The 26,175-nt window shown below is 65.9% G+C and carries 19 protein-coding genes and 1 tRNA gene; 9 read left to right on the forward strand and 11 right to left on the reverse strand.

Annotated elements, in window-relative coordinates; translation table 11 throughout:
• Positions 1-87: 87 nt before the first annotated feature.
• Positions 88-1,116 carry a YihY/virulence factor BrkB family protein gene (locus tag HUU94_RS10995; protein ID WP_174275120.1) on the reverse strand — a complete coding sequence of 343 codons (1,029 nt, stop codon included), beginning with the start codon at positions 1,114-1,116 and terminating at the stop codon, positions 88-90.
• Positions 1,117-1,237: 121 nt separating this feature from the next.
• Here HUU94_RS10995 and thiL point away from each other — a divergent pair, with 121 nt between their 5' ends.
• Positions 1,238-2,131 (forward strand): thiamine-phosphate kinase, encoded by an 894-nt coding sequence (gene thiL, locus HUU94_RS11000; protein ID WP_174275121.1) that lies wholly within the window; start codon positions 1,238-1,240, stop codon positions 2,129-2,131.
• Between the two features lie 19 nt (positions 2,132-2,150).
• On the opposite strand, the gene HUU94_RS11005 is transcribed toward thiL, so the two are convergent.
• Both HUU94_RS11005 and HUU94_RS11010 read right to left on the reverse strand, forming a co-directional pair.
• Entirely contained in the window at positions 2,151-5,297 is a 3,147-nt protein-coding gene (locus HUU94_RS11005; RefSeq protein ID WP_174275122.1) for an amidohydrolase family protein, read from the reverse strand.
• 33 nt (positions 5,298-5,330) lie between these two features.
• On the reverse strand, positions 5,331-7,769 hold the full coding sequence (locus HUU94_RS11010) for a TonB-dependent receptor plug domain-containing protein (protein WP_174275123.1): 2,439 nt from the start codon (positions 7,767-7,769) through the stop codon (positions 5,331-5,333).
• 378 nt (positions 7,770-8,147) lie between these two features.
• Between HUU94_RS11010 and HUU94_RS11015 the strand changes: the two genes are divergently transcribed.
• The 5 genes from HUU94_RS11015 (at position 8,148) to HUU94_RS11035 (ending at position 15,138) form a co-directional block, all read left to right on the forward strand.
• Positions 8,148-9,746: a flavin monoamine oxidase family protein gene (locus HUU94_RS11015; RefSeq protein ID WP_254602154.1), complete on the forward strand. Its 1,599-nt coding sequence runs from the start codon at positions 8,148-8,150 to the stop codon at positions 9,744-9,746.
• Positions 9,747-9,748: 2 nt separating this feature from the next.
• On the forward strand, positions 9,749-10,171 hold the full coding sequence (locus HUU94_RS11020) for a c-type cytochrome (RefSeq protein WP_174275124.1): 423 nt from the start codon (positions 9,749-9,751) through the stop codon (positions 10,169-10,171).
• 204 nt (positions 10,172-10,375) lie between these two features.
• The gene (locus tag HUU94_RS11025) at positions 10,376-12,094 is read left to right on the forward strand and encodes an N-acyl-D-amino-acid deacylase family protein (protein WP_174275125.1); all 1,719 of its coding nucleotides are present in this window, start codon (positions 10,376-10,378) and stop codon (positions 12,092-12,094) included.
• Between the two features lie 9 nt (positions 12,095-12,103).
• Complete coding sequence (locus tag HUU94_RS11030; protein ID WP_174275126.1) at positions 12,104-13,876, forward strand: N-acyl-D-amino-acid deacylase family protein; 1,773 nt, start codon at positions 12,104-12,106, stop codon at positions 13,874-13,876.
• A gap of 65 nt (positions 13,877-13,941) precedes the next feature.
• Entirely contained in the window at positions 13,942-15,138 is a 1,197-nt protein-coding gene (locus HUU94_RS11035) for an amidohydrolase family protein (protein ID WP_174275127.1), read from the forward strand.
• Positions 15,139-15,142: 4 nt separating this feature from the next.
• Here HUU94_RS11035 and HUU94_RS11040 read toward each other — a convergent pair whose 3' ends face one another.
• The 5 genes from HUU94_RS11040 to HUU94_RS11060 all read right to left on the reverse strand — a co-directional run bounded on the left by HUU94_RS11040 (position 15,143) and on the right by HUU94_RS11060 (position 19,722).
• On the reverse strand, positions 15,143-15,631 hold the full coding sequence (locus tag HUU94_RS11040) for a nuclear transport factor 2 family protein (RefSeq protein WP_174275128.1): 489 nt from the start codon (positions 15,629-15,631) through the stop codon (positions 15,143-15,145).
• A 9-nt stretch (positions 15,632-15,640) separates the two neighbouring features.
• Positions 15,641-16,474 carry an SDR family NAD(P)-dependent oxidoreductase gene (locus tag HUU94_RS11045; RefSeq protein ID WP_368039853.1) on the reverse strand — a complete coding sequence of 278 codons (834 nt, stop codon included), beginning with the start codon at positions 16,472-16,474 and terminating at the stop codon, positions 15,641-15,643.
• Positions 16,432-17,793: an aromatic ring-hydroxylating oxygenase subunit alpha gene (locus tag HUU94_RS11050; protein ID WP_174275130.1), complete on the reverse strand. Its 1,362-nt coding sequence runs from the start codon at positions 17,791-17,793 to the stop codon at positions 16,432-16,434. The genes HUU94_RS11045 and HUU94_RS11050 overlap by 43 nt, the downstream gene beginning before the upstream one ends.
• A 116-nt stretch (positions 17,794-17,909) precedes the next feature.
• Complete coding sequence (locus HUU94_RS11055) at positions 17,910-18,854, reverse strand: TauD/TfdA dioxygenase family protein (RefSeq protein WP_174275131.1); 945 nt, start codon at positions 18,852-18,854, stop codon at positions 17,910-17,912.
• Positions 18,855-18,888: 34 nt separating this feature from the next.
• Entirely contained in the window at positions 18,889-19,722 is an 834-nt protein-coding gene (locus HUU94_RS11060; protein WP_217429611.1) for an SDR family NAD(P)-dependent oxidoreductase, read from the reverse strand.
• Positions 19,723-20,067: 345 nt separating this feature from the next.
• On the opposite strand from HUU94_RS11060, the gene HUU94_RS11065 reads away from it, so the two are divergent.
• On the forward strand, positions 20,068-21,321 hold the full coding sequence (locus HUU94_RS11065; RefSeq protein WP_174275132.1) for an MFS transporter: 1,254 nt from the start codon (positions 20,068-20,070) through the stop codon (positions 21,319-21,321).
• A 4-nt stretch (positions 21,322-21,325) separates the two neighbouring features.
• On the opposite strand, the gene HUU94_RS11070 is transcribed toward HUU94_RS11065, so the two are convergent.
• Positions 21,326-23,239, reverse strand: coding sequence for a M61 family metallopeptidase (locus tag HUU94_RS11070; RefSeq protein ID WP_174275133.1), 1,914 nt, complete (start codon positions 23,237-23,239; stop codon positions 21,326-21,328).
• An 86-nt stretch (positions 23,240-23,325) separates the two neighbouring features.
• On the reverse strand, positions 23,326-24,642 hold the full coding sequence (locus HUU94_RS11075) for an aminotransferase class V-fold PLP-dependent enzyme (RefSeq protein WP_174275134.1): 1,317 nt from the start codon (positions 24,640-24,642) through the stop codon (positions 23,326-23,328).
• Between the two features lie 181 nt (positions 24,643-24,823).
• On the opposite strand from HUU94_RS11075, the gene HUU94_RS11080 reads away from it, so the two are divergent.
• The gene (locus HUU94_RS11080) at positions 24,824-25,066 is read left to right on the forward strand and encodes a CsbD family protein (RefSeq protein ID WP_174275135.1); all 243 of its coding nucleotides are present in this window, start codon (positions 24,824-24,826) and stop codon (positions 25,064-25,066) included.
• Between the two features lie 34 nt (positions 25,067-25,100).
• Here HUU94_RS11080 and HUU94_RS11085 read toward each other — a convergent pair whose 3' ends face one another.
• A complete protein-coding gene (locus tag HUU94_RS11085) occupies positions 25,101-25,994 on the reverse strand; it encodes a peptidylprolyl isomerase (protein ID WP_174275136.1) in 894 nt (297 codons plus the stop codon).
• 78 nt (positions 25,995-26,072) lie between these two features.
• Here HUU94_RS11085 and HUU94_RS11090 point away from each other — a divergent pair.
• Positions 26,073-26,163, forward strand: a tRNA-Ser gene (locus tag HUU94_RS11090).
• The last annotated feature ends 12 nt before the right edge of the window (positions 26,164-26,175 follow it).

The raw sequence follows: 26,175 nt of genomic DNA on the forward strand, positions 1-26,175 counted from the left end.
CCGTCACGCCTGCGGCGCGCCACCTCCCCGTGCCGGGGAGGACCTTAGAGGCTGTCCTGCTCAAGCTGAAACGTCACGGGACAGACTCTAGCCCGCGGCGCCGGACGCGCCCTTCATCGCCTCGCGCGATTTCTCTTCCGAAGGTTCGGTGCCGGGCTGGCCGGCGACCTGATCGGCGACGGTCGCGCCGCGCTTGCCGAGGGGTTTTTCGGGGCCGACGGTGGTGTCCCGCGCGGTCTGGCGTTCGGCTTCGGCGTTGATTTCGGCGCCGAGCAGGATCGCATAGGCCGAAACCCACAGCCACATCAGCAGCACGACGACCGCGCCCAGCGAGCCATAGGTCGCGTTGTAATTGCCGAGCGTCGTCGCATAGATGCCGAAGCCGACGGTGGCGATCAGCCAGAGGATCGTCGCCACCGCCGATCCGAAGCTCAGCCAGCGCCATTTGGCATCGTGGCGATGCGGCGCGATGCGGTAGGTGGCGGCGATCCCTGCGCTCGCCAGCGCGGCGGCGATCGCCCAGGTCGCGACGTTGACACCCAGCGCGGCGACGGGGCCGAGGCTATCGAACAGCTTGCCCGCCAACGCGACCGCCGAAGCCGCGAGCATCCCGACGATCGCGACCAGCACCGCGCCGCCGATCATCACGAACGAGATCAAAGTCGTGCGGATCAGGCTGCGCTTCTCGACCTGCTCATAGACGACGTTGAGCGCCATCATGATCGCCCCCGAGGCGCGCGTGGCGCCGTAGAGCGAGACGAGCATCGCGACGAGCAGGCCGACGCCCTTCTTGGTCGAAGCGGTGGTGACGAGGCTGGTGATCTGATCGAGGATCAGCCTGGCGGCGTCCTTGGGGACGAGGCCGACGATCGTCTTCATATGATCGGCGATCGTCGCGGGATCGGCGATCAGCCCATAGGTCATCACCAGCGCGCCGAGCAGCGGCACGAAGGACAGGAACGCGTAGAAAGCGATGCCGGCGGCGAGCAGGCTGATATTGTCGGTGCTCGTCTTGACCCAGACGCGGCCGAGAATCTCGCGCCACGCGCTCCAGGGCAAGGCGGTCGGGCGCGTGGCGTCGCGCCCGTGCGGATCGGTCTCGGCTGTGGACGCCATGCGACGAAGCTCCCTGTTGCGCGCCGAGAACGCACGAAGGCAGGGTTGGTGGCCTCTTCCGCTCGCCGCGTGAGCAGTAAGACGATGGGCTTTGGCCCGGAGGGGCGGTAGACCTGCGGCGATGTCCCGCGAGCAGGCCTTCATCGCGCGGCTGGCGGCGATCGCCAGCGATCCGGCGGCGCGCGGGCTGGCCGACGATGCGGCGGTGCTGGCGGTGGGCGCACACGCGATCGTGCTGACCCACGACATGATCGTCGAGGGCGTCCATTATCTGCCGGGCGATCCGCCCGAGGATGTCGCGTGGAAGCTGGTCGCGGTGAACCTTTCCGACCTGGCGGCGAAGGGCGCGCGACCGCTGGGCGTGCTGCTCGGCTATCCCCTGGGCGATGACGCCTGGGACGCGCGCTTCACAGAAGGGCTGGCCGAGGTGCTGGCGCGCTTCGCGGTACCGCTGCTGGGCGGCGATACGGTTTCCGGGCGCGGGGCCGGGCGGATGCTGGGGCTGACGGCGATCGGCGCGGCGGCGCCGGGGGGCGTGCCCTCACGATCGGGCGCGCGGGACGGCGACGCGCTCTATGTAACGGGGACGATCGGGCTGGCGGGGATCGGCCTCGCGATGGCGCGGGGGGCGTGCGACGGACCGCAGGAGGCGCTCACCGCCTATCGCCGCCCCATGCCACGGCTGGCCGAAGGGCGCGCGCTGGCGGGCCGGGTCAGCGCGATGATGGACGTTTCGGACGGGCTGCTGATCGATGCGAAGCGGATGGCCGAGGCGAGCGGCCTAAGCGTGACGATCGCGCTGGAGACGGTGCCGTACGCCGGCGCCGATCCGATCGCGGCGGTGACGGCGGGCGACGATTACGAGCTGCTGTTCGCCGCCCCGCCGGATCGCGCTCTGCCGCCCGAATGCGCGGCGACGAGGATCGGACGGTTCGCGGCGGGAGCCGGGGTAAGGCTCACCGATCGCGGGCGGCCGATCCCGCTGCCCGTGCGGCTCGGTTACGAACATGAGTGAGACGCTGATTCACCTGCGCTCAAGCGAGGACGACATGGTTGCTGCAGCAGGCGTGGCGGCCCTCTTCGACATATTCCGCGGTCTGCCAGAAATAATCGTCGCCGGCGCCGTGCAGCGCGTGGACATGCGTCGGGGCGATGCTCGCTTCGGTCCTCGCGAAAGGCGCCAGCAGCCCGGGCACGTCGTGCGCGATCCCGCCGGCGATCGTCAGCTTGATCTTCGTGAGGTCCTCGACGCGTGCGAGCGGATCGCCGTCGACCAGGATGAGATCGGCGAGTTGCCCTTCGGCGATCGTGCCGAGCGGCTCGTTGAGGAATTCGCCCGCGTGGCGCGTCGCGGTCAGCAACGCCTCGTATGGCGAGATGCCGTAGCGCGTCATGCCGCGCAGATTGAGATGCAGGCTGATCGCGACGAGATCGATCGGCGCATCGGTGCCCGAATGGACGTGCCAGCCGAGCTTCATCATTGCCTTGATCTGGTCGATGTTGCGTTCGAGCGAGGCGAGCAGGGGCGTCTTGTCGCCATGGCTCATCGCATGGGCGCGCGCCTGTAGCTTGGCATATTCCCAGGGCGGAAACATCGTCTTGATCCGCGGATCGTCGATCAGCGCGGGATCGTCGGCGATCAGCACGCCGGCCGAGAACAAGGTCGGCGTCCGCCCCGCCTTGGCGGCGGAGAATAATTTGCTGACGTCCTCATAGCCCGCGCCGAGCGCGGTGATCGTCCGCGAATAGCCGTAGCGGCTGGTCGCGCCGAGATGTTCGGTGCAGTCGCTGCCGCTGCGCAGCGCCGGATAATGATAGTGGGAGCTGACATGCACGCCCATGCGATGCGCGGCCTCAATCACCTCGGCCTGCGTCTTGTGATCCATCCGCACATAGGTCTTGATCATGTCGTAGGAGAGCGCCTCGGCGCGCGCCAGCTCCAGCGCCATCTGGCCCGGCTCGGTGACCGGACGCATGAAATTGTAATAGATGCGGCTGCCGTCGATCGCCTCGCCGGTGGCGTAATGGCGGGGGGCCACGCGCAGGCCCGCGTCGATCGCCTCGCGATCCTCGACCATATGATAGGCGGGGCAGCCCGGCGAGCGCGTCGCGGTGATCCCCATCGCCAGCCAGATCCGGCCCATCCGGTCGCCATAGCCATAGCCCTGCATCTGGCGGTGCGTGTGCATATCGACGAGGCCGGGCATCAGCGTCAGGCCGCTGCCGTCGATCTTGCGGATATCTCCGGCGGTCGCGCTGCGCGGCGGGGCGACCGCCGCGATCCTGCCGCCTTCGAGGATCACGTCGGCCGCGCGGTAATCGGGGCCGAGCGCATCCCATACGCGCGCGCCGGTCACCACTGCCTTGCCCGGCGATTTCGCCAGCGCCCAGCGCATCTGGAAAGGCACGGTCCGCGCGGCGCCGCCGGCGAGCGGCACGAGCTTCAGCTTGCCGTTGTTGAGGTAGAGCAACGTCTTGCCGTCGCCGCTCCAGCTCGGCGCGTCGGTCGTCTCCCTCGTGAGCTGGCGCGCCTTGCCGGCGAAGCCGCCGGCCGCATCGACGGGCTGCACCCACAAGGTGCTGCCGAAGACATAAGCGAGATGGCCGCCGTCGGGCGACCAGACCGGCCCGTCGTCGCCGCGCGTGCCGATCGACTTATTCTCGGCGATCGCGGTATAGCTGCCCTTGCCCGTCGCCTTGTCGACGAACAGCAGCTCCGACAGCCCTTCGCGATAGCGCGCCGAAGAGGGCTTGAACGCCGCATAGACGATCGTCTTCGCGTCCGGGCCGAAGCTCGGCCGCCCCGGCTCCCACAAGGGATCGTAAAGCTTCTGTACCGCCCCGGTCGCGACCTCGACGATATGCAGCGCGCCTTCCTGATTGAGGAAGGCGATCCATCTGCCGTCCTGGCTCCAGCTTCCCGAGACCGCCGCGTCCCTGGGCAGATTGGTGAGCTGCCGCTCGGCGCCCGTGGCGAGATCGTGGAGCCAGATATCCAGCGTCCCGGCCTTGTCGGTCGAATAAGCGAGCCACTTGCCGTCCGGCGACCAGGCGGGATCGCATTTGTAGAAGGTGCCGCCGATCAGCCGCTTCGGCTTGGGATCGCCGATCGTCAGCACGTAGATGTCGTTGAGCGCGCGAAAGACGATGCGCTTGCCGTCCGGCGACAGCAACGGCGATCCGATGCCGATCACCGGGCGCGGCGCCGTGCTGGTGAAATCGCGCCGCCGGCGCGGATAGGAGGGCGTCGTCACCGCGGCCTTGGCGGTGAATTCGATCGGCGTCGATTTGCCGCCGGCGATCCGGCGGATCTTGCCCCCCGATCCATAGATCAGGTCGCCGTTGGGCGCCCATGTCGTCTTGAACGGATAGATATCCTCGTCCGCCACCGCGGCCTTGCCGCCGACCATCAGCGCGATCCGGCCGTCGACGATGCTGGTATAGGCGATCGCCCCATCGGGCGCGAAGCTCGGCGCATGGACCTCGGAGGCGCGGAAGCGATCGGTCGAGGGCTTCACGCCGGCGACCAGCTTCGCCGTGCCCGCCATGTCCGAAACCATGATCCTGGCATTGTCGGCGACGTAGGCGAAGCTCTGGCCGTCGCGCGCGAAGCAGGGTTCGGCTTCCTGCCCCGATCCCTGGCTCAACTGGCGGATCGCACCCGAAGCGATATCGAGCAGGTGGATCGCGTAGCGGCCCGGCAGATCGGACGAGAAGATGATCGATCTGCCGTCTGGGGAGAAGCTCGGCTCGCGATGATCGGCGAAACCCGTCGTGCGCTGCTTGAGCCCCGACCCATCGGCATTGGCGGTCCAGATCTGGAAATTGCCCGAGCGATAGGATTGGAAGACGAGCGTCCTGCCGTCCGGAGACCAGCTCGGCTGGCCGAGATCGGCGAAGGCATCGGTCACGCACGTCGCCGGCCCGCCCGCCGCCGGCATCACCCACAACAGGCCGAGCAGATCGAACGCGATCGTCTTGCCATCGGGCGAAATGGCGATGGCGATGTTGGTGCCTTCGGCCAGGGCGACCTCGTTCGTCGAGGATATCCCCGCCGCCAACGCCTGCGACCCCGCGATCCGGGCCATGACGCCCGCCCCCGTGACCGCGCCGCCGATCCCGAGCGCGGCGCGCCGGTTCACCCGAGGGCCGCCGCGCCCGCGCTTATCCAGATCGGCCATCGGCATCCTCCCTGTGGATCGTAATGCTCATGTTCAGAAGCTGAGGTTGATCCGCCCATAATAGAAACCGCCGCTGATGCCGAACGGCGAATAGCTGTTGTAATAAGCGGTGTTGGAGGTCGCGCCCGTCGCCGCCACGAGACCCCGGTTGGCGGCCTTCAGGATCGACGAATAGGTGTTGAGCAGATTGTTGGCGCCGGCGGTGAGCCGCAGATGGCTGGTCAGCGCGTAGCCGGCGCTGAGATCGATGATCGCCTTGGGCTTCAGGATGTCGTCGTTTGCGGGGATCGTCGAGGTTTGGACGACCTTGCTGTAGCGGGTGACGCGCGCGTTGACGCCGATCTTGCCAATCGTCCAATCGACCGCCACGATTTCCTTGTCGCGCGGCGTGCCCTGCGTGAAATCGCCCTGCCGCGCCCGATCGATCAGCACGAGCCCGGCGGCGGCGAGCGCGGGCGGCGGCAGCGCGACATAGGTGAATTTGGTGTGGTTGATGTTGCCCGATAGGGTGATCGTCGCCTGCCCGAACGGGCCGCTCTTGGTGCGATAGGTGGCGACGACGTCGAGGCCGCGGGTCCGCGTGTCGGCGGCGTTGGAGAAATAGAAGCCCTGCTGCGCGGTCAGGATGCCCGCCGCCGCCAGCGCCGCATTGACCGCCGCGCCGGACAGGACGCCGCTCAACAGGATCCGATCGCGGATCTTGATCTGATAGGCATCCACCGTGAGGTTGAGGCGCGGGATCATCGTGAGCACCGTGCCCGCCGAGAAGTTGGTCGATTTCTCGGGCTTCAGCGGCTTGGCGCCCAGCGCGATCGCCGCCGGCGAATCGACCGGCAGCGCCTGCACGGGCTGTAGCGTCGTCACCCCGGCGACGGTCACGCCGATCGTGCTCGACGAGGCATAATGTTCCTGCTGCAACGTTGGCGCCCGGAAGCCGGTGCTCGCCGTGCCGCGGAACGCGAGACCCCGGATCGGCTCGTAACGGATCGAGGCCTTGCCCGTCTTGGTCGTGCCGGCATCGTTATAATGTTCGTAGCGCCCGGCAAGCGCGAGATCGAGCCCCGGAAGCACGGTATCCTCGACATCGACGAACGCGGCGACGTTGTTGCGGCTCCAGCGGCCCGAGCCGACCGGCTGGAACCCGGTCACGCCCTGCGATCCCGCCTGCCGCACGACATTGGCGTTCAGCCCCGTCGTATTGCGATAGCCGCCATCGACGTAGGACGCCGGCTCGCCGGGCCCGATCTTGTAGGTGTTGCGCCGATAGGCACCGCCGAAGTCGATCAGCAGCGGCGCCGCCGTGCCGATATCGAAGGTGCGCTTGAGATCGACGTCCGTGGTCCATTCGCTGGAGGCGACCAAACCCAGATAGGCATCCTTCGGGCTCGCCGGTCCGAGCGAGGCGTTGAGGCCCTTTTCGTGATAGGCGGCGCGATTATAGCCATAGGTCGTGCTGAGATCCCAATCGAACCCGGCAAGCCCGCCGCCCTTTATCCCCGCGGCGACCTGGAAATCCTTGTCGTACACGCGCAGTTCGGGCGAATAGCCGTCGGGATAGACCTCCGGGATATTGTTGGCGGCGATGGGATTGCGGAAGGTCAGGAACGCGTCGGTCTTGCGGACGGCGCCCGTGCTGAACGAATAGAGCGTGAGATTGTCGCCCAGCGGCAGCGAGGCATCGTAGGAAATGCTGGCGGTCTGCGCCTGCGGCTGCCCCGGGTGGGTCGTATACCGGTTGGCGGTCGCCTCGCGCGGATCGCCGGCGGGATAGAGCTGGGTGGTGTTCGGACCGCCGCGATAGGTGCGCGCCTGATAGCGCCCGTCGATCGCCACATCGACATGGCCCTCCGCGCCGAGCCCGAAGCCCAGCACGCCCTGAACCTGCCCGGTCTGGCCGCCGCCGTCGTAGGTCCGGCCGCCGAGCACGTTCGCGTCGCCGCCGTGATCGGAGCTGCGCAGGATCAGGTTGATCACGCCCGCGATCGCATCCGAGCCATATTGCGCCGAAGCGCCATCGCGCAGCACCTCGATCCGGCCGATCGCCGCGGTCGGGATCAGATCGAGATCGGGCGGCGACTGGCCGTTCTGCGTGGTGCCGTTGATGAACATCGTCGCGGTATTGTGGCGGCGCTTGCCGTTGACGAGCACCAGCACCTGATCGCCCGCGAGACCGCGCAGCGAGAGCGTCTTGACCGCGAAGGAAGCGCCGGCACCGCTGTTCGAGACGCTGATCGAGGGGATGAGCGCGCCAAGCAGATCGCGCACCGATTGCTTGCCGCTGGTTTGCAGGTCCGCCGGCGAAAGCACGTCGATCGGCGCGAGGCTCTGCGCGACGGTGCGTGTGGTGCCGCGGGTGCCGGTGACGATGATTTCCTTGCTGGCATCATCGCCGGGAGCGGTTTGCGCATAAGCGCCGCCTGCCTGGAGGGCCATCATGCCCGCGCCAAGAAAAAGGATCGTACGTCGCGTCATCTGAGCCCCCTGCAATTACAGCGAAGCCCTTCAGCCCTCTTCCGCGTTCATCGTTGCGCTTCGATACCGTCCCTGGCGCAGCTTTGTTATTTCCAAGCATGTTGTCGCTCGAACTCCGAGCGATGAGACAACGATAGTCATAAATCTGCAACCCCGCCGGGAGAAACTTTTTTCCGTGGCTCGGATATTAAAAAGCGTTTCGCCAAGACGTCCGCGCGGTCTCGATCTTCGTTTGACACGTCGATTCGAACATGGGCACAGTGATCCAAGCGCGCGACGCCGGGGGGTGACGGCAAGTCACTCCACGACGGCGATCAAGCCATATATCCCGGCATGAGACCGGGCCTGGGGGCGGTCTAACAGAGGGGGTTACTCCGCGTGCTCGACGATATTCCTGCGGCCATCAATCGCCGCACCTTGTTCTCGATGATCGGCAAGACGGCCGGCGTCGCCGTGATGTATCAGGCGATGGCCTCGCTCGCTTATGCGGCGGAATCCACCTACAAGGGGCCGATCGCGCTCAGCGGGGCGCCCAGGGGGGCCTCGGTGCTGATCCTCGGATCGGGCCTCGCGGGCATGGTCGCCGCCTACGAGCTGCGCAAGGCGGGATACAAGGTTCAGATCTTGGAATATCAGAACCGTTCCGGGGGGCGGAACTGGTCGCTGTACGGCGGGGACGTCTATACCGAGCTTGGCGGCTTCACGCAGAATGTCGCCTTCGACAAGGGATTGTACCTCAATCCGGGGCCGTGGCGCATTCCGCACCACCACAAGGGGCTGCTGCATTATTGCAAACTGCTGGGCGTCCGGCTCGAACCCTTCATCCAGCTCAACTACAATGCCTATGTCCACTCGACGCAGGCATTCGGCGGCAAGCCGCAGCGCTATCGGACGATCGAGGCCGATTTCGACGGCTATGTCGCCGAATTGCTGGCGAAGAGCGTGCAGCAGGAAAAGCTCGATCGCCCGGTCACCAAGGAAGATCGCGAGATCCTGCTCCAGGCGCTTCGCCAATGGGGCGCGCTCGACAAGAATTACGCTTACGTCAAAAGCCTCGAATCGAGCGACCGGCGCGGCTACGATCACCCGCCCGGCGGGGGGCTGGATGCCGTGCCGACGCCGACCGATCCGCTCAGCCTGGAGGATATGGTGCGCTCGCGGCTCTGGCGCGCGATCGGCGCCTCGAAGGCCTATGACGTCCAGCAGACGATGTTCCAGCCGGTGGGCGGCATGGGCATGATCGGCAAGGCGTTCGGCAAGGAATTGGGCGAGGTGATCCGCTACAATTCCAAGGTGACCGAAATCCGCCAGGACAAGCGCGGCGTCACCGCCTCGTTCATCGATACGGTGAAGGGCGGCGCGGTGCAGACCGCGCATGCCGATTGGTGCGTCTGCACGATTCCCGCCTCGGTGCTCAGCCAGATTCCGATCGATGTCGGCGCGCCGATGCAGGCCGCGATCGATGCGCTGCCTTATTCGGCATCGGCCAAGGTCGGGCTACAGATGAAGCGCCGCTTCTGGGAAGAGGATGAATCGATCTACGGCGGCATCACCTATACCGATCAGCCCAACAGCATCATCAGCTATCCCAGCACCGATTTCTTCAAGCCGGGCAAGGGCGTGCTGCTCGGCGCCTACACGTTCGGGCCGAACGCGGTCGAATATACGGCGATGACGCCCGAACAGCGCATCGCCAAGAGCGTGGAATATGGCGCCAACATCCACCCGCAATATCGCACCGAATTCGAAACCGGTGCGACCGTTGCCTGGCACCGCGTGCCCTGGACTTTGGGCTGCGCCGGATCGTGGACCGAACGGACGCGTGCGGCGCACTACAACGACATGTGCGCGATCGATGGCCGGATCGTCATGGCGGGCGAACATGTTTCGATGATCCCGGCGTGGCAGGAAGGCGCTGTCCTTTCCTCGCTCAACGCGATCGAGCGCCTTCATCAACGTGCCGTGCAGGGAAGCTGACAATGGCGAGATTTTCACCACGCACCCTCGGCCTGATCGGCGCGATCCTCCCGCTGACCGGCTTGACGACCGCGGCGCTCGCGCAGTTCAGCGGCGGCTATCGCTACCAGACCGGGCAGGAACTCTACACCCATATCTGCCAGGGCTGCCACATGCCCGACGGCAAGGGCGCGTCGGGCGCGGGCAAGTATCCGGCGCTGGCGGGCGATCCCAAGCTCCGGGCATCGCTCTATCCCGTGCTGGTCATCCTCAAGGGGCAGAAGGCGATGCCCTCCTTCTCCGAACTGACCGACGTGCAGATCGCCGCAGTGACCAATTACATCCGGACGAACCTGGGCAACAATTTTACCGGACCGGTGACGCCCGAGCAGGTCAAGGCCTTGCGGTCCCAGGCGGTTCAGCAGAAGGCGCTGAGCCCCGGCTGACGCGCATGACTCGGCGGACGCCCCCGGACCGCCGATAGCCTATCGCCTCTTGGTCACACCGATCTGCCGGCCTCCCCGGTCGCATTCCTGATACCCTGTCGCTCCCAAGTAACTTCCCGGCATTGTGCCTGTCGGGGGCAGGTTCCACAGTAAAGCCAGTCGATGCGGCGACCTTTGCAGTCGTCGCGCGAATGAGGAACCGCGATGGCGCAGAGCTATGATCTTGTCCTGCGCGGCGGCACCATCGTGGACGGCACGGGCCGTCCCGGCTTCACCGGCGATATCGGCGTCGACGACGGAAAGATCGTCGCGGTCGGGGTGGTCGATGGCGAGGGCATCGAGGAAATCGATGCTTCCGGCCGCCTCGTCACGCCCGGCTTCGTCGATATCCACACGCATTACGATGGTCACGCGACCTGGACCAACCGGCTCGATCCATCGTCCCAGCATGGCGTCACCACCGTCCTCACCGGCAATTGCGGCGTCGGCTTCGCGCCGTGCAGGGCGAAGGATCGCGATCGCCTGATCCACCTGATGGAAGGCGTCGAGGATATCCCCGAGGTGGTGATGGCGGCGGGGCTGCCCTGGAATTGGGAGAGCTTCCCCGACTATCTGGACAGCCTCGACGGCAGGCAATTCGACATGGACGTCGCGACGCAGCTTCCGCACGCGCCGCTGCGGGTGTTCGTGATGGGCGAGCGGGCAATGACCAAGGAGCCGGCGACCGACGACGACATCGCACGCATGCGCGCGATCGCGCGGGAGGCGATCGAAGCCGGCGCGCTCGGCTTCTCGACATCGCGCAGCCTCAATCACAAGGCCTCGGACGGCACCGTCACGCCGACCTACGCGGCGGCCTCCGACGAGCTCGCGGGGATCGCGGGCGGGCTGCGCGAGGCGGGCGGCGGCGTGCTCCAGTTCATCTCCGATTTCGACGATCTGGATAGCGAGTTCGAGATCGCCCGCCGGATGACCCGCGAAAGCGGGCGGCCGCTCTCGATGTCCGTACTCCAGTTGCATCACGCGCCCGATCGCTGGCGCAAGGTGCTCGATCGGATCGAGGCCGCCAATGACGAGGGCCTCGAGATCAAGGGCCAGGTGTCCGGCAGGCCGATCGGGCTGCTGATGGGATTCCGGGTCGGCCGCAATCCGTTCATGGCGACTCCGGCCTTCCGCGAGATCGCCGGCCTCGGCGATGACGCGCGTATCGCCGAACTGCGGACGCCCGAGCGGCGCGCGCGCATCCTCGCGGAGTTTCCGAGCCATCTCGAAGGGCGCGCCGCCGATGCCGAGACCTATCTGGCGGGCTTTTACGAATTCGGCCCCGACGCCGACTATGAGCCGGCGCCATCGCTGAGCATGGCGGCGCGCGCGGCGGCGGCGGGGCAGGATGCCGCCGCTTACGTCTATGACCTTCTCGTCGCCGGCGATGCCGATGCGGTGCTGTATCTGCCCGCCGCGAATTACGCCGGCAACAGCATCGAAGCGATCCGCACCATGCTGGCCAGCGAGCGCACGATCCTGGGCCTCGGGGACGGTGGCGCCCATGTCGGCATGATCTGCGACGCGAGCCTGCCCACCTATATGATCCGGCGATGGTCGGACGTCGGCAGGGGACATATGCCGATCGAACGGGTGGTGAGGGCGCTCACATCGGAAACCGCTTCGGCGGTGGGTCTCCACGATCGCGGGACGATCGCGCCCGGCTATCGAGCCGACCTCAATATCATCGATCCCGCGATGATCCGCCTCCATATTCCGCATATGGTGCGCGATCTGCCGAACGGCGCGGGCCGGCTCGGCCAGCCGGCAAGCGGCTATGATGCGACCATCGTCGCGGGGAAGGTCACCTACCGCAACGGCATCGCCACGGGTGCGCTGCCCGGCCGCCTGGTGCGCGGCGCGCGATCGCTCGCGGCGTGAGGAGAGAAGATGCGGCACGATTATGATCTGCTGATCCGGGGCGGCACGATCGTCGACGGCAGCGGCAAACCATCATTCGTCGGCGATGTGGCGGTACGGGGCGATCTGATCGTGGCGGTCGGCGAGGTTACCGGAAGCGCCGCGCGGGAGATCGATGCCGTCGGCCTGATCGTCACGCCCGGCTTCGTCGACATCCACACCCATTACGACGGGCAATTGATCTGGTCGGATCGCATGGCGCCTTCCTCCGATCACGGCGTGACGACGGTGATGACCGGCAATTGCGGCATCGGTTTCGCGCCCTGCCGCCCCGCCGACCGTATGAAGCTGATCGAGCTGATGGAGGGCGTCGAGGACATACCGGAGCCGGTTACGTCCGCCGGGCTGACCTGGGATTGGGAGAGCTTCCCCGATTTCCTCGAAGCGGTGGATCGGCGCAGGCGCGACGTCGACGTGATCGCCATGTTGCCGCATTCGCCGTTGCGCGTCTACGTGATGGGCGACCGCGCGCTGCGCCGCGAGCAGGCGACCGCGGAGGATATCGCGCGCATGCAGGATCTCCTGCGCGAGGCGCTCGATGCCGGCGCTATGGGGATCGGCACCTCGCGGATTCCCACGCACCGCAGTTCCACGGGCGAGCAGATCCCGAGCTTCGGCGTGGATGAGGAAGAGCTGCTGGCGCTCGGCGACGTGATGAACGAAAAGAAAAAGGGCGTTTTCCAGCTCGTCGCGACGATGAAACCCGAATCGTTCGAGGACGAGATCGGCTTCATGACGCGCTTCGCGCGGCGATCGGGCCGAACGGTTACCTATACCCAGGCGCAGACCGTCAAGGATCCCGATTATATCGCCGATGTCCGCCGGCGTCTGGCGGAGATCAATGCCGCGCCCGGCGTGGACATCAAGGCGCAGCTCTATCCCCGGCCCATCGGGCTGGTCGTGGGTCTGCGGGTGACGGCCAATCCCTTCTGCATGTCGCCGCTTTGGGACGCGCTGAAGGATCTGCCGCTCGAGCAGAAGGTCGCCGCGCTGCGCCGGCCCGAGGTGAAGGCGCAGCTTGTCGGAGAGACCCACCAGGACCCCAGGAACCCGCTGTTCCTGATGGCGCGCCGGTTCGAATCGATGTTCGAGCTGGGCCGCGACGTTCCGAATTACGAGCCCGATCGATCCGAAAGCATCGCCGAGCGCGCCGCGGCGGCGGGGCAGGATCCGGCCGCGCTCTCTTACGAGCTGCTGCTAAAGGATGATGGCCGCAACCTGCTGTTCGTGGCGATGGGCAATTTCGTCGATTATAATCTCGATTTCGTCGAGGGCATGTTGCGCGACGAGAATGTGATCGTCGGGCTCGGCGACGGCGGCGCGCATTACGGAATGGTGTGCGACGCCAGCTATCCGACCTTCGCTCTGACGCATTGGGTGCGCGATCGCGATCATGGCCGTTTCAGCATCGAGGAGATGGTCCACATCCTCGCGCGCAAGCCGGCGGAGACCGTCGGCCTCTTCGATCGCGGCCTGATCGCACCGGGGTATCGCGCGAGCATCAACGTGATCGATCATGGCCGGCTGACCTTGTTTTCCCCCGAGATCGCCAACGATCTGCCGGGGGGCGGGCGCCGCCTCCACCAGCGCGCGGATGGCTATGTGGCGACGATCGTCAACGGCATCGTGATCAGCGAGAACGACCGCCCCACCGGAGCGACGCCGGGCCGTCTCATCCGTGGACCGCAGGCGCCGTCGGCCGCGAACGGAGAGACCCCCCTCGCGCTACAGGCCGCCGAATGACGGCCATGGGCGGCCACAACGAGGATCGGAGGACGGCACATGATGGACAATAGGAGAGACTGACCATGGCCACGGTGACACCACTTCGCGCCTCGAAGCCGACCGCGCGCGACCTGCTCGGCGGGATCAAGGTGATCGATGTCGATACCCACATCAGCGAGCCTCACGATCTCTGGACGTCGCGCGCGCCCGCGCGGCTGAAACCGATGATGCCGCGGATCGCGGGAGAGGGTGCCGATCGCAAGTGGGTGATCGGCGACAACATCCACCTCGCCACCCGCAGCGCCAATTCCGCGATCATGCGCGACGGCAGCAAGATCAAGGGCATGGATTTCATGCAGATCGAGGTGCCGGACGTGCATGCTGGCGCCAGCAACGTCTTCGAGCGCGTCAAGATGATGGACGAGCAGGGCATCCATGCGCAGATCGCCTATCCGAACGTACTGGGTTTCGGCGGCCAGCGGGCGATGAAGGTGGACGAGGAGCTGCGCGTCGCCAGCATCCGCATCTTCAACGACGCGATGGCGGACGTGCAGAAGGATTCCGGCCAGCGCATCTTTCCGATGGCGCTGCTGCCGTGGTGGGATGTCGAGAAGGCGGTGCAGGAGACCGAGCGCTGCCTGAAGCTGGGCCTGAAGGGCATCAACATCAATTCGGACCCGCAGGATCATGGCCTGCCGTCGCTGGGCGAACGGCATTGGGATCGCTTGTGGGAGGCCTGCACCGCGAACGACATCCCGGTTAACTTTCACATCGGCGCGTCGGACAGCTCCTCCTCCTGGTATTTTTCGTCGACCTGGCCGGAGCGGAACGAGAGCGAGCGGCTGGCGATGGGCGGGCTGATGCTGTTCATCGGCAATCTCCGGGTCGTCGCGAACATCCTGCTTTCGCGTTTCCTCGAGCGGCATCCGAAGCTGAAGGTCGTTTCGGTCGAAAGCGGCGCCGGCTGGATTCCCTATCTGCTGGAAGCGCTCGAATATATGAGCGGCGAGGCCGGCATCGATTACAGCCCCTCGCCGACCGAGGTGTTCAACCGCCAGATCTACGCCTGCACCTTTTTCGAACGGAAGAATTTCGTGCAGACGATCCGTCAGGTCGGCGCCGACAACATCATGTTCGAAACCGACTTCCCCCACCCCGCCTGCCTTTACCCCGACGGCCTCGATTATATGGTCGACGCGATCGCCGAGATGACGGTCGAGGAAAGGTTCAAGATATTCAGCGGCAACGCGGCGCGCGTGTACAATCTCGATATAAGCTGACGGATTACGCCGGTGCCGGCCCGTCGGCGGCGCGGGCGAGCAGCGCCGGTCCTTCGGGATCTCCCTGCAAGAGGTAATTCTGCCGGTGATCGATCTGCCAGCCGCCCTCCGGCTTGCGCGAAAGCATGAGCTGCGAGGCGCTCAGCCGCCAGATGAAGAAGCCCCCGTCGCCATGCGCGCCCACCATCGTGTGGCATGTGGCGCTGGCGCGGTCGCCATCGATGACGATTTGGGGATTGGTCGAAATATGCGCGCAGCCGGCCTCGACCAGCGCGATATGGCCCGGCATGTCGGCGATCGCCTGGATCGCCTCCCGTCCCGCGAAGGTGCCGGTATCCCCTACCGCATAGACACCGTCCTCGGCATAGATCCTGCCGAGCACATCCTTGTTGCGTCCGTCGATCGCATAGCCGTAGGCGCCGACGAGCTGGCCGATCGCGATATGATCCTCCACCGCCAACAGCCGTTGCTCGATCGTCCTGCTTTCCTCCATGCCGATCGCCTATCCTATCATCACGGCGCCGGCATCGCAGTTGATCGATTGGCCGGTGATCGTGCGGCTTTCGTCACTTGCGAGAAACAGCGCCAGGTTGGCGACGTCCTCGGGCGTGGAAATGGTCCGCAGCGGAACCTGCGCTTCGTTCCTGGCGCGCTGCTCCGCATAGCTGAGGCCCTTTTCCTCCGCGGTGCGAAGAACCCAGCTTCGATATAGATCGGTATCGATCCCGCCCGGCACCAGACAATTGCAGCGGATACCCTTGGGGCCGACTTCGAGCGCCACCGTCTTGGTGAAGGCGCGCAATGCCGCCTTGGCGGAGCAATAATGCGTCTTGCGCGGTATCCCCGTCCACCCCGCGGTGGACGAGAAGTTCACGATCGCGCCCGATCCGCGTTCGAGCATCGATCGGTTCAGGACCTCGCGCGTGCAGAGCATGGCTGCGGTCAGATCGACCGCTATGGTGGCGTTCCAATTCTCCAGCGTCTGCTCCCAGACGTAGCGATCCTGGCCGGGCGCGGCGGCGTTGTCCAGCAGGATATCGACCTTCCCGAAGACGTTCATCGCGCGATCGACCATCGCGGCGACGTCCGCTTCGCTGGTCACGTCGGCACGCATCCCGATCGCGCCGCCTCCCGCCGCGGCGGCCGCCTGGAGGACCAGATCTTCCTTGCGTGCGGCGAGCAGCAACAAGGCGCCTTCGGCGGCGAACAGCTTCGCCATCACCGGGCCTAGCCCCGAACTGGCGCCGGTGATGATCGCGACCCGGCCGGCAAGCCGGCCGGAGGCAGGCGCCGTCAGGAAACGGGCTCGGACACCGGCGCGCCGGTTCCCATATATTGGGCGAGCGTGCGATGAAAATTCGAGACCGCGACCTCCCAGACCGGGTTCGGCCGCGCGCCGGGGTAGCCGCGCGAGTGCATGCCCTTTTGCACCTCCGGCATGTTGCCGATATCCTGCATCAGGATCAGCCCCCAGAACTTCTCGTCCGTCAGATCCATCGACCATTCGATCTCGGGCTGCGGAGGCTCGATCCCCTCGGGCGCGCGATCCATCGCATAGGCCTCGAAGATGCAGCTATCGGGATCATAGCCGTTGGGCCGCGTCCGGTAACCGAGCACATAGGTCGGCGCGACGAGGATCAGGCAGTTGGGGAAGAGGTGCCAGTCATAGCCCGCGTCCATCATATGCTGCGGGCTGACGGCCGGCCAGGTCACGCCTTTCTTGGCGTCGATCTCGATCGTCCACTCGACCATTTTCTGGAGCACTTCGATCGGTGGCGTGCCCGCAGGCAGCTCCTTAGGCAGGCGCTGCGCCGCTTCCACCATCGAGTGGCTGAGGAAGGCGTCGAGCGTATCGACCAGGTGCTGCTGATTTGTGGCCAGAGCCTCGCGAATGTCGTCGATCGGCTCGTCGATGATGCGCTTCGAGCCCTGCCCCGTCAGCCGATTGTCGGGAAACGGCAACATGCCGCTGTTGGCATGCTTGCCCCATGCCTTGCTCCAGTGAAGGTCATCCGACCATTCGAGAAGCTGGGGATGCGAGGTCTGGAGATGATAGCTCTCGTTGAAGGCTTCGAGCGCGGTCTTCCAGTTGCAGGGCATGACCGTCGCCTTGCGCCAGCGGAAGCGCATCTTGTCGATCTCGAAAGGATCGAGCATCGACTTGGCCGGCTCGAGATAGTCGTGCAGCGGCTCGCAGTCCGGATCCATGTTGATGAACACATAGCCGCCCCAGGTTTCGCAGCGGATCGGCTTCATCGTGATCTTTTCGTCGGTGAGCTGACCGCACCAGTCATGCTTGTCGACGACACGGGCGTTGGTCCCGTCGAGATTCCACTGCCAGCCGTGAAACGGGCAATGGAAGCGCTTGGTATTGCCCTTGCCGGAGGTCAGCCGGCGGCCGCGATGCAGACATACGTTGTAATAAGCGCGTACCTCGTCCTTCGAGATGCGCGAGACGATGATCGATTCCTCGAGGATGTCATAGGTCACATAATCGCCGACCTTCGGGATTTCCTCCAACCGGCAGGCCCACTGCCAAACCTTCGCCCAAAGCTTATCGGCTTCGGCGGCGGCATAGCTTTTGGAGATATAGGCCTCGGCCGGGATCAGCACCGGCTCGGCGGGCGGCGGGGAAATGAAGGTTGGAGCTTCCATGCGGCACCTCTCGAAATTTTAGCGCCCACTGACATTTCTGCCATAGCTGCGCAATCGCTTTCTGACCGCATCGCTGGTGTAGCCTCCCAGCGCGCTCCGCCCGTCGGTTCCGCGAATCAGACGACGATCGCGTGTCGCTCGTCGGCCGAAGCGCCTGCTTCCATCCGGCCTAGCCCGTAGTCGCCGGCGATGCCCACGCGCTGCATGTGACGGCGCGCGCCTGTCTCGATTCCCGAGGCGCAATGCATCATGCGCCAATTGTCCCAGACGACATAATCATCCTGCTGCCATTGGTGATGATAGGCATGTTCGGTGTCGGTGCAGTGGGCGACCACTTCCGCGAGCAGCGCATCCCCCTCTTCGTCCTCGCGGCCTTCGATGCCCGCGGCGAACCAGGGCGAGACGTGCAGCACGGACCGCCCGGTCTCGGGTTGCTCATAGACGATTGGGTGGATCGCGCGGGGGAGGGTGTCCACGCGATCGGCGAACCGGCGCGTGCGCTGCTGCATCCGCACGAGACGCAGGCCATCGCGCCTTCCGAACCGCATCTTCGAGGCATCGAACTGCATCTCGTACAGTATCGACAACCCCTGAACCGCATCCTTCAGCCGCGTCGGCAGCGTGTCATAAGCGGCGATCTGATCGATGAAGCCCGTCCGGCCGCCGCGCTCGGGCAGCACGACCGCGCGCAGGATGCCGCCGTGATTGATCCTGTCCGAATAGCAGAGGTCGGAATGCCAGGGCAGCCATCCGCCGCGAAGATCTCCTCCGCCGAGATCGTAGATGTCGCCGTCATCGGGATCGGCGACGATATCGACGACTTCGGGCGGCAACCCTTCCTGCGCCTCGCGCAGCGGATGGACCTCGATCTGCCCGAAGCAGCGGCCGAGCCGAACATGCGTTCGGGAATCGGACGGCAAGCCGCGCACCACCAGAACGCCGCGATCGATCCACAGAGCGCGAAGCCGCGCGGCGATCCCCGGATCGTCGAGTGCCGCCTCCGTCAGCCCCGTAACGAGCGCGCCGAAAGGCAACATATCGGAGATAGGCTGGTGCTTCATCATCGATTCCCCGGATCATCACGCGCGGATTGTCTTAGGTCGCCGCCCCGGGGCCGCCCCAACCCGGCAGCAATCCGCGTTCGTGGCAGAACGGCTGCGCCTGGATGTTGCCGCCGTTCAGAGCGACCGCTTCGGGCGAGGTCGCCAGCCAGAGCACGACTTCGGCGACGACCTCCGGCGGCGCGCCGGAGGTCGCCGAAAAGCCGAACTGGCGCATGTCCTGCGCGATACGTTCGGTAGCGATGAAGCCGGGCTGGAGGTTGAAACAGCGGACGTTGTCCGCGCCATGCTCGAGCGCGATGAACGCGGCGATACTGTGCAGCGCCGCCTTGGACAGGCTGTAGCTGAGCCCCCAGCCTCCCTGCCCGATCGGTTTCGGCGGCGGGCCGAGCGCTGCGGCCGAGGTCAGATTGACGAAGGTGCCGCCGCCCTGCGCGATCATCGCCGGGAGGAAATAGCGGTTCAGCACGAGCGGCGCGATCGCATTCCCCTGCACATGCCGCTCGAGCACCTCGATCGGCGTGTCGAGCAGCCGATCCATATGACCCGGTCCGATGAAGCGCGCATTGTGGACGACGAGATCGATGCGGGACCACCGTTCCAGCACCGTTGCCGCCGCCGCGCCAAGCGACGCCCGATCGAGCAGATCGGCGGGCAGCACGATCGCGTCCCGCCCGAACGACCGGATGATTTCCGCCGTGGTGTTCAGGCTGCCGGGAAGCGGCGAGCAATCGGAGGTCGTCGTGCTCGAGGAATGTTCGCGTTTTTCACCTTCGTTGAGCGTCCGCGCGGTGATCGCGACATCGAAGCCGGCTTGCGCCAACCGCACCGCGACCGCCTTGCCGATCCCGCGACTTGCTCCGGTCACGAATGCCGTTTGGTGCCGATGTCCGCCCATGTCGCTCACGCCAGCGTCAATCGGCCATCACCGCCGGTTTCGATCGGAAGCGATGGGGCGCCGCACTCCGAAGTTTCGCGTAAGCTCATGCTCTCTCCAATCGTTGGCGATCTCGCGCGTGGCGGCCGCCCTTGCGGTGGCATGCGATCCACGGCGCGTGTCCGTCAAGCTGCCGCGCAGGATATATGTGCTTCGTCACGACGGAGACGGTCTCCCGGAATCTTTCGTGCGATCGCCCGATGGGATTGAGCCGCGCGATCGCATAAGGTGGGGATCGTTAGCGCCAAGCACGCCGCAGCGATTCAGGGAGAAGATATGAAAGGCACGGAAGCGCCCCCCGTGACGGGTGAATTGCGCCGGGGCTGGCGCCTGCTGGTCGCGTCGACGGCCGGCATGTCGGTCGGCAGCCTGCATATCCATTCGCTGGGCGCCTTCATGCAGCCGCTGCAAGCGGAGTTCGGCTGGCCGCGCAGCACGATCGCCGGCGCATTGACGATCGTGTCGATCGCATGCGTGCTGCTGAGCGCGCCGACGGGCATCGTCGTCGATCGCTGGGGATCGCGCCGGATCGCTATCGCCGGCATCATCACGATGTGTTCGGGTGTGGCGGCGCTTTCGCTCGCCGGGCCGTCGATCGCGAGCTGGCTGATGCTCTGGCTGATCGTTGCGCTGGGGGTGGTGATGACGAATCCGACGATCTGGTCCGCCGCGATCACCGGCGTGTTCGATCGCCATCGGGGAATGGCGCTGGCGATCATGCTGTGCGGCACCGCGCTTTCCTCTTCGACGCTGCCCTATCTGGCGACGACGCTGATCGCGCGCGAAGGCTGGCGACTGACCTATCTCATCCTGGCGGGTGTGTGGGGCGCGGTGGCGCTGCCGCTGGTGCTGCTGTTCTTCTTCGATCGACGGGGGTCGCCTACGCCGATCGTCGCCGAATTGAGGGCGCACGCAATGCCGCCCGAGCCGGGGCCCGCCGAAGCGATGCGCTCCGCGACGTTCATCAAGCTGGCGCTGGCGGGGTTGTTTCTGTCGATGGGGCTGATCGGCTCCTCGGTCCATCTCATCCCGATCCTGAGCGATCTCGGCTTTGCCCGGACCACGGCGGCGGCGATCGTCAGCCTTGCCGGTCCGTCAGCGATCGTCGGGCGGCTGGGCACGGGCATAATGCTCGATCGGATCCGCACGCCGCTCGTGGCGGCCGTCGCGGTGGCCGTGCCGATCCTGGGTTTCGCGATTCTTCTCTCCGGCGCGCTCTCCATGCCCGCTGCGATTGCCGCCACCGTCCTGATCGGCTTCGGGATCGGCGCGGAGCTCGATACGATCGCCTTCCTCGTCGCCCGGTATTTCGGGTTGCGCCACTTCGGCCGTCTTTACGGCCTGATCGTAGCACTGCTCGGTCTCGCCTCCGGGGTGGGCCCGTTCCTGGCGGGTTCGGCGTTCGACCACTATGGCAGCTATCGTTACTGGCTGCTGTTCGCCGCGCCGGCCTGCGCCTTCGCCTCCCTCATGCTCGCGACGCTCGGTCGTTACCCGGCAGCGGACGTGCCCGCCGAGGCGGCGCGCTGACCCATCACATCATCGGCGCGAGAAGCCGATCCAGCGAGCCATCGCCCTTGGCGACCTTCACCAGCCTGGGGTAGCGCAGCCCGCCGTAATACGCGATTTCGATCGTGCGATAGAGATCGCCCTGCTTGATCAGCAGCTTGATCGGGGTCTTGCTCTTGGCAGCCGCAGTGATCGCCGCGCGCATGCCATCGTCCGAATAAGCGCGGCCGTCGATCGCCACGAAGATCGTGCCGATGGTGATGCCCTGGTTGAACGCCACCCCGTCCCACATCACGCCTGTCGCGGCACCGTCCTTGCCGATGGCGACGCCGAGCGAATAGTTGAGGTCGAGGGTCTTGCGCTGCTTCTGCGCATTCTTCGTCCATTTAGTCGGCTCCGACGTATAATCGAGCCGGTATCCGCCTCTTTCGATCCAATCCAGCGGCGCATGCGGACGAAGCGAATAGATGCGTTCCCTGAGGAAGGTCGCCCAGTCATAGGGCTGGACCTGGTTCAGCGTCTTCACCACATCGTCGAACGTATAGGTCAGCTCGCCATAATCCCGATCGTTCATGCCGAAGAAGGCGCGGGCGAAATCGTTCATGGATTTGGTGCCGCCCGATTTCTCGGCGATGATCGCGTTGGCATCCAGCCAGGTGAGCGCGCCCTCGACATAATAATCTTCCGACCGCTGCCAGTTCGCCCACGGCTTCGGACGGCGCATCGCGATGATCGGATCGTTGGTCGTATCCTCGACCGTCCGCCACGCGCGTCCGGCGCTATTGTCGTAGTTTGCGGCGTCGGCGGCGAGCTCGCCCAGCACATCCTCCTTCGACAGCAATCCGGCGCGCGCGGACAGCACATGGCCCCAGAATTGCGTCTGGCCCTCATAGACCCACATCAGACTGTCGCGCATCGGGGTGCGGAAATCGGGGGTCCAGAGGTCGGCGCCGCGCCGGTACTTGCCGTCCCAACTATGGACATATTCGTGCGGCAGCAGATCATGATCGCGCAGGTGATCGTCCCACTCGATGAAATAACCGAGCCCGACGCCGTCTTCGGAAGAACGGTGATGCTCCAGGCCGTTGCCGCCCATCTTCTCGGAAATCGAGAACAGGAAATCATAGGTGTCGTAATGCTGCGCCCCGAACAGCTTGACCGCCTGCACGCACAGATTTTTGTGTGATTGCAGGATCTCGGGCTTGATCTCGAGTTCCTTGGGGCTGTCCGCCACGACATTGAGGAACACCGTCGGGCAAAGCTCCTCGCGCCGGAAATAGCGGCCCGCATAGATCGGGCTATCCGCCAGCACCTCGTAGCTGACCGGCTTGTACGTGACCGTGGCGCCGCTGGTCGAAGCGACGGTCAGCGCCGTCGCTGCCTTGAACCCCTGCGGATAGGTGACGCTCGCCACGACCGGGATCCGCCGCGTGAAATAACCGGCGGGGTAGAGCGTCGTCGCGATCCATTGGAGATTGAGCATGTCCGGCGTCATGACGATCCGGCCCTGATTGCCCGCGGTGGCGCTGAGAAACTGGAAGCGCGCCTCGATCTGGCCGACACCCGCCGGCACATCGACCGTGAAGGCATAGACGTCGACCGGATCGCGCGTCCATTTCAACGGCTTGCCGTTGGCGGTGACGACCAGCCCCGCCACCGAAGCGATCGCGCCGCCGGGGCTGTGGCTTCCGGGCAGCCATTTCGGATACAGCAAAGTCAGCGGCCCCGCGCCGGCGACGGGAATGACCTGCTTTACGCGGAAAATGCCGCGCGTCGTATCGGTCGCATCGATCGCGACCGTCATCGTCCCAGGATAGGGGATGTCCTTCGCCGCGGGAATCGGATCGTCGTAGGGCACCGGCTGCGGCGCGCTCATCGGCGGTTGCGCGATCGCGGCGCCGGCGCCGAACAGCAGGGCCAGGAGCGGCTTTGCGGTCATGGGATGCTCACTGTCTGGCTGGGCACATCATCGCGGTATATCAAGACGATGCAGGACGTAAAGCGGATCGCGGCGGGGATCTCGCCTCATGCCAGCATACCGCGCTCGGCGTGCAAGGCCGTGACCAGCGCATCAACGTCGGCGAAGCTGCTGTAGAGACCGGGCGTCACCCGGATCACCGGACCCTTCTCGACGCCCTTGCGCCAGACCGTCAGGATCCGGTGCTTTTCGAACAGGCGTTGCTGAACGCGCTGCGCATCCGCGACGGTGTGCATGCCCTTGAGACGGAAGCTGGTGATCGTGCAGAAGCGCGCCGGATCGTCGGGCACGCAGATCTCGACATCGGGCATGCCGCGAACGGCGTTGACCCAGCGGTCGCGCAGCGCGCGCAGATGCTTTTCCTTGGCGGCGGCCCCGACCGCGAAGTGGAAGTCGACGGCCATCGGGATCGCCAAAATGGCGGCGAAGTTTATCGTTCCGGCCGGCACCCTCGCGCTGATCTCACCGGCGGGCAGCTCGTGATTGCCGAACGCGATGTCGATGTCGCCGATCCGGTTCTTGCGGATATACATGGCGCCGGTGCCGAGCGGCGCCGAGGTCCATTTATGCACCGACCAGCCGACGAAATCGGCGCCGAGATCGTCGATCCGGAAATCGAGGCAGGCGATGCCGTGCGCGGCATCGACGATCGTGTCAACGCCCCGCGCGCGCGCCATCGCGACGATCTCGCGCACCGGCACCACCAGGCCGGTGCGGTTGGAGATCTGGGTGACGAGCAGGAGCTTGGCGTGCGGCGTGCGGTTCAGCACTTCCTGATAGGCGGAGAGGATGTTGGCGGTGGTCGCGGGCTCCGGCATCGCGAATTTGACGACGTCGGCACCGCGACGATCGCCCAGCCAGTCCATCGCCGCGATCATCGCGTCATAATCGAGATCGCAATGGATCACGGCGTCGCCCGGGCGCAGGTCCCGGTAATTGGTGATCAGCATTTGCAGCGCCTCCGAGCCGCTGCGCGTGATCGCGATCTCTTCGGGGACACAGCCGACCAGCCGCGCGATCGCCGCGCGCGCTTCGCGGCCGCCGGCCGCCAGGCAAGCGCCGCCGGGCAGCACATTGCGCGCCCAGATCGAATTGGTGCGGTTCACGTCGAGCTGGTGCTGCGCATAGGCGCGCTCCACCACGCGCGGCATGATGCTCCAATAGCCGTTTTCCAGATTGTGGATCCCCGGTTCGACATCGAACTGCCGGGGCAGCTCCGAAACCGCGATCGAGTTCGGGCGCAGCGATTGCGCGTCGCGCGTTTCGGCGGAGGCGAGCGCCAGCGCTTGCGTGGATGCGAGAAGCACGGGCCCGCCCGCTGCGGCGGACTTGAGGAGCTGGCGGCGGCTGGGCGTGAAGTTCATCGGAGCCGGTGTCCAAGCAGCGAAGGGAAGCGCATAGTGGGGTAGAAACAGGCGGCTTGGAAGCGGGATGTTGCGGCTCGGCCAAGCGCCCTGCTGATGGCGCTTGGGATCGGCGATGGCACCTATGCTCCCGCGGACGGTTGAGTCAGCGCGCCATGTCGCGTCACGCGGAGGGATCATCATGAACAACGACACGCTCGAAGGCCAGGGCACCAACGTCGCCGGCCAGATCAAGGAAGTCGTCGGCAAGGCGACCGGCGATGAGCAGCTCCAGGGCGCGGGCCTCGCCGATCAATGGAGCGGCATCGCGCAGAACGGTTATGGCAAGCTCCGCGATTTCGCCCGCAACCGGCCGTTCGCGGCAGGCGTGCTCGGGATGGTGGTCGGCGTCGCGCTGCTCAACACGCTGCGCGGCAAAAAGTAGCGCCGGGCCGGTGCTCGGCCGGTCCCGGCGCCGGTCAATGAGCGGTGGCTGCCGCCGCACGCACCGGAGGCAGCACGCTGCACACATCGATCGCGCCGGCGGGGCGGACGTAGAAATCGTCCTTGCGATTGGCTTTCGCGCGCACCCAGGCCGCGAAGCTGGCGCTTTCGGCGCGCAGCATCTCGAGGCGCGGCCGTTCGCCTTCCGGAAGATCGACGGCCAGGCGAACGCGCGTGATTGGCAGCATTGCGGCCGGCTTGTCGTAGAAGCCCATCGCGCCGGCGCCACGGGGCAGCGCCGCCAGCCGATCGATCCCGCTCACCACGCGGCCGACCACCGCAATGTTGCGATCCAGCGCGCGGGCGGGCTGGCCGATGATCGCGTAGAGCTCGGTGCCAGCACCCGTATCCGGTGCATTGTCCCGCCCGACGCCGACCATGCCGTAGCAATGCGTCAGCCACGCCCGCCCACCCTCGCGCGCCGCCGGCCAGCCATCGGCGATGCCGACTTGGGGCGCGAAGGTATCGCGATAGGGCAACGGCTTGAACGCGAGCCCGGCCGCGGCGCGCTCATATTCGGCGGGCGGCTTGGCGACGGTGCCGGCGGGCAGAGGCTTCTTGCCGTCGGGATCGCCCCATTGCGTGACATAGCCATCCTGCACACGATCGATCCACAGCCCGTCATACCAATGCGTGCGCGCCATCGCCTCGATATTGGCGACGTGGACCGGCGCGAACCGCGGCGCGAGCAGGATCGCCACGCGGCCGCCGTCGGCAAGCTCCATCACCATCAGATGATCGGGAGAGATCGCCACCCAGTCCGCCGCCGGTGCATCGGCGAGAATGGTGGTGGGGGTCACGGGCGGCGCCGCGGCGAACGCCGGCGTTGAGAGGGCGAGAGCGAAGGCGGGTGCGAAGGTGCGGATCATGGAGCCCATCCTGCCACGAGTTGCCCGCTTGCGAAACCGCGCATCCGGCCCTAGGCACCCGGGCCTTCCAGTGCATGCGGAGCGGTGGCCGAGTGGTCGAAGGCGCTCGCCTGGAAAGTGAGTATGCGGCAAAACCGCATCGAGGGTTCGAATCCCTCCCGCTCCGCCATAGTATCTCAAG

It is taken from the genome of Sphingomonas bacterium, from assembly GCF_903644055.1.
GTDB lineage: Bacteria > Pseudomonadota > Alphaproteobacteria > Sphingomonadales > Sphingomonadaceae > Sphingomonas_I.